This window comes from Saccharibacter sp. EH611 (assembly GCF_009834765.1).
Classification (GTDB): Bacteria; Pseudomonadota; Alphaproteobacteria; order Acetobacterales; family Acetobacteraceae; genus Saccharibacter.
Genome location: NZ_WVHP01000002.1, coordinates 323,055 through 332,584, shown reverse-complemented (window position 1 = coordinate 332,584; position 9,530 = coordinate 323,055). Strand labels below are relative to the sequence as shown.

Here is a 9,530-nt window from a genome sequence, read left to right as displayed (position 1 = left end):
GTTCAAGCCGAGATAGACGCAGACGACGCCATTAGTCAGGTCGATGATAAATATCTGCTGGAAGAAGTCGTGAGTCGCAAACTCAATCTACCTCCAGCAAAACCATGTGATGTAACGGGCAATGAACTGGTCGCTGATTTGATGCGTGCTTTTGAAACGCAAGACCGAAGCGAGTTTAGTTACTTGCTTGACAAGGTATACAACCTTGCGGAGGGCATGTGATGAATATCTTTCATGCCATACTTCTATCAATGAATATTTATTGCGGAATGGGCCTCTACGTCAGACATCGAGAGCGCCGTTTCCGCCCTAACTGCCCGCGAGGGGGCATCCCAACACTGACAACAATGCTGTTCTGGCTGTGGAAGATCGCGGTCGTGTTCTGGAAGAAATGGAGGCGGGGATGAGAGTAGATATTGATAGCTGTGAGGTAATGGGATGCGATGGGACAAGATATTTCCTAGTGTCTGAGCATTGTTCCTGTCATGTTTGTGCCCCTTGTTCTTATTGCGAAGAGAAACCGTTGATTTGCGATACATGCGGTGCACGCTCTGATGATTTGCAAGAACAGGAGACCGGCCATGACTGACAAGCTAAAGCCGTGCCCGTTCTGTGGGTCGGAAGGAGCAACCTACACCTTCCGTTTCAAAATGCTTTGCAGCGAATGTGGTTCTGAGGGCCCGCGTGGTCGTGATGCCCAAGAGTGTGAGGAGCGTTGGAATCAGCGTCGCGAATGGGTTCCGTTCCGTGAGGCGGGGGATATGCCAGAATTCAGATACGGCATTCGCTACCCCGCCAAGTTCCCAACTGCTTCGGAACCACATCGTTATGGGTGGGTCGAAGCCAACAAGAAAGACGATGGGCGTATGTTTTACTACGTCAACGGCTGGCATAAGCAAACGCTAGACACTCGGGCAGATAACTTGTGGGGCGAGCCAATAGTCGGCGACGTGCTCGTTCTTGTCTCGGCCTTGGAGGAATACGCAGATCAGGAGGATGAGAGATGACGCAGGTTGAGAAACTTCTGAAGAAAAAAGATATTATAGAGGCTCTTTCCATTGAGAAGTCGACACTGGATCGTTGGATGGCATCGGGATTTTTCCCTCCTCCTGATGTAAGGCGCTTCACAACTGCTAATAAAAAAAATTTCTTTGTCCGTTGGAAAGCAAGCACTCTTTCCAAGTTCATTTCGGAGATGGAGCAGGAGAAGGACGACGCTCAGTAAAGAGAAGGTCATAAGCGCGAAGGCAATTTTGCAAAAGGAGATCAGCCCATTCTTGGGCTATCTCTCGTCGTTTTTCGAGATGTTGAGCCCGATTATAAGCGGACTCAACTTTATTTTTAGACACATGAGCAAGCATCAGATCAATAATGGCTCGATCTTCGGGCCTTTTTTCGTTCATGATAGAAGAAAATGACGCACGGAATCCATGAGGTACGTGTTGCCCTGTGTAGCCTGCTCGCTTGATGAGGGCGCTAAGGGTCATATCAGACATAGGCTTATGAGACCAACGGACAGATGGGAACACAAGCGGCCCATTCCCCGTAATAGATTTGACCACTTCAAGTATCTCTATGGCTTGACGTGCTAGTGGCACAATATGGGGACGTTTCATTTTCATTCGTTCGGAAGGTATAGACCAAACATCACCATTTACCTCGTCCCAACGCATCTCTCGTAATTCGCTAGAGCGAACGGCGGTGAGGGCTAGGAACCGGAAGGCTAGCAAGGTTACAGGCTGAGCCGGGTTTTCTTCTATGGTTTCGAGCATTTTGCAAAGAGTGGGAAGGTCGGTAATAGCTGGTTGTCTGCCCTTAGGAACCGGCTTGAGAATGCTCTTGAGCTGAGATGCGGGATCATTATTTGCAAGGCCGCAAGCAATTCCATAACAGAAAACTGCGCTTATGCGTTGTCGTACGCGGTGAGCCGTTTCTATGGCTCGGTTACGCTCAATCCTTTTGAGGACTTCCAGAACCATTGGGGCGGTAATGCTATCAAGCGGGATTTTGGCAAGAGAAGGGAGCACAAGGCGTTCTAAGCTAGATATGACATCATGTTGATGCTTGGCTGTCCAGCGTGCTGCGTTGTGTTCAAACCATTTCTGGGTAACGCTACCGAAAGTGCTTTCTTCTTTAGAGGCGGCGGCCCTTTTCTGTTTTTTGGTAAGAGATGGGTCTTGGCCTTCTCGCAATTCAGCGCGAGCCGTTTCTTTCGCTTGCCGCGCTGCTGTCAGACTGACCTCTGGATATGGGCCAAACGAAAGCTTGCGTTCCTTGCCTCCAAACCTGTACTTTAAGTACCAAAGCTTAGAACCGTTTGGCTTTACCAAGATATACAGTCCTTGAGCGTCTGCCATCTTATAGGCTTTTTCGCGCGATTGCGCGTTTTTGATCGCAAGATTTGTCAGCATAAAATTAGAAAAGCCCCCACATTTGGAAGAGGCCCCCATGTGAGCCCCTCTTTTTGTGCGGTTGTATGATGCCGCATGGGGTAAGATGGGGCAACATCATAATAAGAAAACGGCAGAAAACAGCCGTTATGATGTTGCATGGTTTTGCTTGGGAATTGAATATGGCGGATGGGGTGGGATTCGAACCCACGGTACGGTTCCCCGCACGCTGGTTTTCAAGACCAGTTCCTTAAACCACTCGGACACCCATCCGCATATTGTGCGCTCCTGAAAGCGTGATCCTGCATAAACATCAAAACGGAGGCGGCGTCAACCCATCAAAATACTTGACGTTGAAGAAGCAGAAGCTTAGAAGTCGAAAAGGTTTACGGACACGTCACTCCGCGAGGGTTCGCGCAGTGGCGCGTTTGTCATGGAATTAAGGGTATCACGTGTTCGACCAGCTTTCAGGTAGAATGTCGAAAGTCTTTGAAGGTCTCTCTCGAGGAGGGAAGCTTTCAGAAAGTGACGTTTCAGAAGCTATGCGGGAAGTCCGGCTGGCTATGCTGGAAGCGGATGTGGCTCTGCCTGTGGTGCGAAGCTTCGTTAAAAATGTCAAAGAGCGCGCTGTCGGCGGAGAAGTCCTTGATGATGTTTCCCCCGGTCAGGCTGTTGCTAAGATTGTTAATGATGCGCTGATTGAGGCGCTCGGCGGAGCAGGGGTTGTTCCGCTCAATCTTTCTGCGCCAGCGCCGATCCCATTTTTGATGGTTGGTTTGCAGGGGGCTGGGAAAACCACCACATCGGGTAAGCTGGCGCTGCGTTTAGCGGGGCGTGATCGCAAGAAAGTGCTGCTTGCAAGTTTGGACGTGCAGCGTCCGGCAGCGCAGCTGCAATTGCAGCAGTTGGCTGAGCAGGTAGGGCAGCAGACGGAAGGACGCGTCACGTCTTTGGCTATTGTTGATGGTCAGCAGCCTGTGGAGATTGCCCGTCGTGCCATGGAGACGGGGCGTCGCGAAGGTTATGATATCGTCGTGCTTGATACGGCGGGGCGTCTGGCGATTGATGAAGCGCTGATGGACGAGGTCCGTCAGGTGCGTGATGCAACGAACCCGGCAGAAACCTTATTGGTTGTCGATGCGATGACTGGTCAGGATGCGGTGAATACAGCGCAAGCCTTTAAAGACCAAATCGGTATCACAGGCGTTGTGATGAGCCGTATGGATGGTGACGCACGTGGTGGTGCGGCCTTGTCTATGAAGGCGGTCACAGGGGCGCCGATCAAATTCACCGGGTCGGGTGAAAAAGTTTCCGCTTTAGAAGAATTTCATCCTGAGCGTGTTGCTGGACGTATTTTGGGGCTCGGTGATGTTGCCGGGCTGGTTGAAAAAGCGTCAGAGCAGTTGGATCAGGAAGAAGGTGAGCGTGTTGCCAAGAAGATGCTCGCCGGCAAGTTTGATCTCAATGATTATGTATCACAGATCAATCAAATTAATCGCCTTGGGTCGATTTCCGGTATTCTCGGCATGCTGCCCGGTATGGGTAAGCTGAAGGATAAGCTGGAAGGGAAGAATCTCGATTCTAAGATCTTTGATCGCCACAAGGTGATTATTTCATCCATGACTGAGCAGGAACGCCGGACACCGGGGATTATTAAAGCCTCGCGGAAAAAGCGTATTGCGGCGGGCTCTGGCACGAGCGTGCCAGAGGTCAACCGACTGCTCAAGCAGTTTGATGAAATGTCCACCATGATGAAACGTATTAGCAAGATGGGTCTATCTGGGTTGATGCGTGGCATGGGGGGTGCCGGAGGTCTGGGCGATATGTTCAAGGGGATGGGCGGCCCAGGTGGCCCTAATCCCTTTGGCTGAGTGTCCTCTTGGCCGAAGTTTGTTGACGTTTAACTCTCTTAATTTGCAGGAGTTCGTATGAGCCTGAAGATTCGTCTTTCCCGCGCTGGTTCCAAAAAGCGCCCGTACTATCACATTGTTGTGGCTGATAGCCGCAGCCCACGTGATGGTCGCTTTGTGGAGAAGGTCGGTGCGTATAACCCAATGCTGCCTTCTGACCATGAAGAGCGCGTGCGTTTGAACGAAGAGCGCATCAAGCACTGGTTGTCCAATGGTGTGCAGACGACAGATCGTGTTGCGCGCTTCCTTGGTAATGCAGGTCTGGCTCCAAAGCCTGTTTTCCGTGACCAGCCCAAGAAATCGGCACCGAAGAAGAAGGCTCAGGAGCGTGCTGCTGCCGCTGCTGAAGCAGCCGCTTCCTAATTGACTGACGTTTAAACGGGAGAATTTCCTTTGCCACGCCACCCTTCAGATCGTGATGTTCTGATTGCCACCATTGGGAAACCTCATGGTGTGCGGGGGCTCGTGCGTCTTCATCCAGCCACAGAAACTGCCGACATGGTGGAAGAAATTGGTGCGCTGCATGATGAGCATGGGGGGCAGTGGCATGTGCGTTGGAAAGCCCCTGGGATTGCTGCACTTCTTGGCGCTGATGGGCAGGCTTTGCCTGATCGTAATGCAGCAGAGAAGTTGGTCAATCGTCGTCTGTATGCTGTCCGTGATGCTTTGCCTGAGACTGATGAGGAAGAGTTTTACCATGTCGATTTGCTTGGCATGGCGGCTGTGTCCTCTTCAGGTGAGGGACTTGGTATTGTGACCAAAGTGCATGATTACGGTGCGGGGACGAGCCTTGAGCTAGAGAGCGGGCAGATTATTCCATTTACTTTAGCCTGCGTACCGGAGATTGACCGTAAGGCGAATCGTCTTGTGGTTGAATTGCCGGAAATGGTTGAAGTGGAAGGTGATTTGTCGGGTGATGTGAAGATACGCTCATGACTTGGCACGCTGATATTCTCACGCTTTTTCCCGATATGTTCCCCGGCCCGTTGGGGTATTCTTTAGCCGGTCGTGCTTTAGAGAATGATGTGTGGTCTTGCCGGGCTCATGACCTTCGCCCTTATGGGCGTGGTCGGCATCGTGCTCTGGATGATACGCCGTTTGGGGGTGGGGCAGGTATGGTGATGCGTCCTGACGTATTAGATCATGCACTGTCTGATGTAAGAGGCGCCCGTCAATGTCCGGTGATCTATCCGACGCCGCGCGGTAAACGGTTAGAGCAAAAGGATATTGAGCGTTTTTCGCAAGGTGATGGAGTCGTCATTTTGTGTGGACGTTTTGAAGGAGTGGACGAGCGCGTGTTGGAAAAACACGCTGTTGAGCAGTTCTGTATGGGAGACTTTGTGCTTTCGGGAGGAGAAATCCCCGCGCTAGCCCTCCTTGATGGCTGTGTTCGACTTCTTCCCGGGGTTATGGGGTCTGTTCATAGTGGGGAGGAAGAGAGTTTCTCTGAAGGCCTGCTTGAATATCCTCACTATACGCGTCCAGCAGAGTGGGAAGGGCGGGATGTTCCGTCGGTTCTGCTTTCTGGTCATCATCAGGATATTGCCCGTTGGCGTCATGAAAAATCCATCGCTGTAACGCGCGCGCAACGCCCAGATTTATGGGCGGCGTACGAACAGCGACCTTAATGTAGTTGAGTTTCTTTTCAGGAGTTTGGTCATGAACATTATTCAGCAGTATGAGGCGCGTGAGATGGAGCGTCTTTCCGCTATTCGCGGCGTGCCGGAATTTGCTCCAGGTGATACGGTTCGCGTGGGTGTGCGCGTTGTTGAAGGGACACGTGAGCGTGTTCAGGTTTTCGAGGGTGTTGTGATCTCTCGTAGCAACCGCGCATTGGGTAGCAGCTTCACTGTGCGCAAGGTTTCTAACGGTGAAGGTGTGGAACGTGTGTTCCCGCTCTTCTCACCGACGATCGCAGAGATTAAGGTAGTGCGTCGCGGTAAGGTTCGTCGTGCGAAACTATATTACCTGCGTGGTCGTTCTGGTAAGTCAGCACGTATCGCTGAGCGTCCGCGTGATGTTAACAAAGGCAGCAAAAAGGCTGCGTCCTAACTGGAGATAGAGAAATGCACAAACCGTCTTCTCCCAGAACATTATATGACAAAATCTGGGATGATCATGTGGTTCTTACCCTCGAAGACGGGACGTGCCTTCTCTACATTGACCGTCACCTTCTTCATGAGGTGACCAGCCCGCAGGCTTTTGAAGGCTTGCGGGCAGCGGGGCGCCCGGTGCGGCGTCCCGGGGCTACTTTTGCTGTAGCCGATCATAATGTCCCGACCTCAGATCGCTCGCTGCCGATTAAAGATCAGCAGAGTCGTCTTCAGATTGAAACGCTGGAGCGTAATGTTGAGGAATTTGGGGTTCCGTATTTTCCACTTCTGTCACGGAAACAGGGCATTGCCCACGTGGTAGGGCCAGAGCAGGGGATTTCCCTGCCGGGCATGACCATTGTGTGTGGGGATAGCCATACTTCGACGCATGGGGCCTTGGGCTCTTTGGCCTTTGGTATTGGCACGTCTGAAGTGGAGCACGTGCTTGCAACACAGACATTGTTGCAAAAGCGTGCGAAGAACATGCTTGTCCGTGTTGAGGGCCAGATTGGCCCGGGCGTGACGGCAAAAGATATTATGCTGGCGATCATTGGCCGCACTGGGACAGCAGGTGGCACGGGCTATGTTATCGAGTATGCCGGTTCTGCCGTGCGTGCGTTGGATATGGCAGGCCGGATGACGCTGTGCAATATGTCGATTGAAGCTGGGGCTCGCGCCGGGATGGTGGCTCCTGATGAGACGACCTTTGCGTATGTCAAAGGGCGCCCGTATGCGCCAAAAGGGGAAGCCTTTGAGCAAGCTGTGGCGTATTGGCGGAGTCTTCGTTCTGACGACGGGGCACATTACGACAAGGAAGTCGTCCTTGATGCTGCGGAGATCAAACCGTCATTGACATGGGGAACAAGCCCTGAAGATGTGATGGCCATTGATGGGCTGGTGCCCAGCCCGGATGAGACGACGGACCCAGCAAAAGCAGAGCGTATTCGCCGCACGTTGAGTTATATGGGGCTTGAGGCAGGGCAGAAATTGGCTGGAACGCCAGTGGATGCGGTCTTTATTGGCTCTTGCACCAATAGCCGCATTGAAGATTTGCGAGCCGCTGCTGCTATTGTCCAGAACCGTAAAGTGGTGCCTTCCGTGCGCGCGATGGTCGTCCCGGGATCAGGGCTTGTGCGACAGCAGGCGGAAGCCGAAGGGCTTGATAAAATTTTCCGTGATGCTGGGTTTGAGTGGCGCGAAGCAGGCTGTTCGATGTGTTTGGGTATGAATCCCGATAAGCTTGAGACACAGCAACGCTGTGCATCGACATCCAACCGAAATTTTGAAGGACGCCAAGGGCCGCAAGGGCGGACACATCTATGTTCCCCTAGCATGGCAGCCGCAGCCGCTGTGACGGGAACATTGTGTGATGTGCGTGAGCTGATGGAAGGAGCGCGGTGATGGAAAAGTTTACACGTCTGACGACGGTGGCAGCACCGCTCCCACAAGAGAATATTGATACAGACCAAATTATCCCGGCACGTTTTTTGAAGACGATTCAGCGGACGGGGCTTGGGAAGCATTTGTTTGCTGATCAGCGTTATGATGAGCAAGGGAATGAAAAACCTGATTTTGTTCTCAATAAGCCAGCGTACCGCAAAGCAGGCATCTTAATTACCTTGGATAATCTTGGATGCGGTTCTTCGCGTGAGCATGCGCCATGGGCCTTGCAAGATTTTGGTATTCGCTGCGTGATTGCACCGAGCATTGCCGATATCTTCCACAGTAACTGTTTTAAGAACGGCCTGCTGCCCATCCGTCTTCCCTTAGACATTTGTGAAACGCTGATGGATGATGCGCGTCAGGGGGAGAATGCGCGTTTAACGGTTGATCTGGAAAAACAACAGATCATCCGTCCTGATGGCGAAACGATCCCTTTTGATGTTGATCCGTTCTGGCGTCACAATCTCTTGGAAGGGCTTGATAACATCTCTCAAACCCTTCTGCGTGAGGGGGAGATTGAGCAATTTGAACAACGCGCTAACCGGGCATGGATCCCATCAACGGAAGGGGAAAACTCATGAGCGATACCCATCAACTGCTGCTTCTGCCCGGTGATGGCATTGGCCCTGAGATTATGGCGCAAGCTGTTAAAGTGCTGCATTGGTTGCGTGACCATCGCGGGCTTAACGTTGAGCTGACAGAGGAGCTCGTCGGTGGAGCCTCTTTAAAAGCCCATGATACGCCCATTCGTGATGAGGTGATCGCTCAAGCGCGTGATGCGGATGCCGTCTTGTTCGGTTCAGTCGGGGATCCTGCGTGGAAAGACGCACCATTTGATAAGCGTCCAGAAGTAGCGATTTTGCGTCTTCGGAAAGAGCTCGGATTATACGCGAATTTACGTCCCGCTAAGCTCTTTGATGCGCTGTTGTCTGCTTCTGCCTTGAAGCCGGAAGTGGTGCGTGGGCTGGATTTGATGATCGTGCGTGAAACGGTCGGTGGTGTGTATTTTGGTGAGCCGCGCGGCATCGAAACCCTGCCTGACGGCACGAAGCGCGGTGTAAATACGGAAGTTTATACCACCGCAGAGATTGAGCGCGTAGCGCGTGTGGCGTTTGAGCTGGCACGTCAGCGCGATGGGCGTGTGTGCTCGATCGAAAAAGGCAATGTCATGGAAAGTGGCTTGCTATGGCGTGAGGTTGTGACGGATCTTCATGAGGCTGAATATTCCGATGTCACGTTGACGCACATGCTGGCTGATAATTGCGCGATGCAACTTGTGCGTGATCCACGTCAGTTTGATGTGATGGTGACGGGTAATTTGTTCGGGGATCTGTTGTCTGACCTCGCGTCAATGCTGACTGGCTCCCTCGGTATGCTGCCTTCTGCAACGCTGGGGGCGGAGAATGAGCATGGCAAGCGTGCTGCGTTGTATGAGCCTATTCATGGCAGTGCACCGGATATTGCCGGCAGAGGGATTGCTAACCCGCTCGCACAAATTCTGTCTTTAGCTATGTTGTTGCGGTATTCGCTCAACCGTCCAGATGAGGCTGAGTTGATTGAACGTGCTGTCTCTGGCGTGTTGGTTGATGGATTGCGAACAGCAGATATCGCCGGAGAAGGCGAGCCCCATGCAACAACGGAGCAGATGGGTGACGCTGTATTGAGCAAAATGGCAGCGCAAGCTTAACAGCGAT

The 9,530-nt window shown here is 52.3% G+C and carries 11 protein-coding genes and 1 tRNA gene; 10 read left to right on the top strand and 2 right to left on the bottom strand.

All coding sequences use genetic code 11. The features are described 5' to 3' along the window. Together GS535_RS03085 and GS535_RS03080 are read left to right on the top strand one after the other, a co-directional pair. Nucleotides 1–222, top strand: a 222-nt coding sequence (locus tag GS535_RS03085) for a hypothetical protein (protein WP_160792392.1), incomplete at its 5' end; no start/stop codon positions are given. Between the two features lie 359 nt (nucleotides 223–581). Further along, complete coding sequence (locus GS535_RS03080) at nucleotides 582–1,007, top strand: hypothetical protein (protein WP_160792391.1); 426 nt, start codon at nucleotides 582–584, stop codon at nucleotides 1,005–1,007. 177 nt (nucleotides 1,008–1,184) lie between these two features. On the opposite strand, the gene GS535_RS03075 is transcribed toward GS535_RS03080, so the two are convergent. Further along, the gene (locus GS535_RS03075) at nucleotides 1,185–2,411 is read right to left on the bottom strand and encodes a phage integrase central domain-containing protein (RefSeq protein WP_160792389.1); all 1,227 of its coding nucleotides are present in this window, start codon (nucleotides 2,409–2,411) and stop codon (nucleotides 1,185–1,187) included. Between the two features lie 162 nt (nucleotides 2,412–2,573). Then, nucleotides 2,574–2,663, bottom strand: a tRNA-Ser gene (locus GS535_RS03070). 179 nt (nucleotides 2,664–2,842) lie between these two features. On the opposite strand from GS535_RS03070, the gene ffh reads away from it, so the two are divergent. From ffh to leuB, 8 genes are read left to right on the top strand one after another with little or no spacing between them, the layout of a single operon-like run. Further along, entirely contained in the window at nucleotides 2,843–4,261 is a 1,419-nt protein-coding gene (ffh, locus tag GS535_RS03065) for a signal recognition particle protein (protein WP_160792388.1), read from the top strand. Between the two features lie 57 nt (nucleotides 4,262–4,318). Beyond that, nucleotides 4,319–4,663, top strand: a complete 345-nt coding sequence (gene rpsP / locus GS535_RS03060) for a 30S ribosomal protein S16 (protein WP_018981003.1) — start codon at nucleotides 4,319–4,321, stop codon at nucleotides 4,661–4,663. 30 nt (nucleotides 4,664–4,693) lie between these two features. Beyond that, nucleotides 4,694–5,236 (top strand): ribosome maturation factor RimM, encoded by a 543-nt coding sequence (gene rimM / locus GS535_RS03055; protein WP_160792387.1) that lies wholly within the window; start codon nucleotides 4,694–4,696, stop codon nucleotides 5,234–5,236. Continuing rightward, nucleotides 5,233–5,928, top strand: coding sequence for a tRNA (guanosine(37)-N1)-methyltransferase TrmD (trmD, locus tag GS535_RS03050; RefSeq protein WP_160792386.1), 696 nt, complete (start codon nucleotides 5,233–5,235; stop codon nucleotides 5,926–5,928). The genes rimM and trmD overlap by 4 nt, the downstream gene beginning before the upstream one ends. Nucleotides 5,929–5,959: 31 nt before the next feature. After that, nucleotides 5,960–6,352: a 50S ribosomal protein L19 gene (gene rplS / locus GS535_RS03045; protein ID WP_018981000.1), complete on the top strand. Its 393-nt coding sequence runs from the start codon at nucleotides 5,960–5,962 to the stop codon at nucleotides 6,350–6,352. Nucleotides 6,353–6,366: 14 nt separating this feature from the next. Beyond that, nucleotides 6,367–7,794 (top strand): 3-isopropylmalate dehydratase large subunit, encoded by a 1,428-nt coding sequence (gene leuC, locus GS535_RS03040; RefSeq protein ID WP_160792385.1) that lies wholly within the window; start codon nucleotides 6,367–6,369, stop codon nucleotides 7,792–7,794. Then, nucleotides 7,794–8,417, top strand: a complete 624-nt coding sequence (gene leuD, locus GS535_RS03035) for a 3-isopropylmalate dehydratase small subunit (protein WP_160792384.1) — start codon at nucleotides 7,794–7,796, stop codon at nucleotides 8,415–8,417. Before leuC ends, leuD begins: the two co-directional genes overlap by 1 nt. Next, nucleotides 8,414–9,523 (top strand): 3-isopropylmalate dehydrogenase, encoded by a 1,110-nt coding sequence (gene leuB, locus GS535_RS03030; RefSeq protein WP_160792383.1) that lies wholly within the window; start codon nucleotides 8,414–8,416, stop codon nucleotides 9,521–9,523. Before leuD ends, leuB begins: the two co-directional genes overlap by 4 nt. The last annotated feature ends 7 nt before the right edge of the window (nucleotides 9,524–9,530 follow it).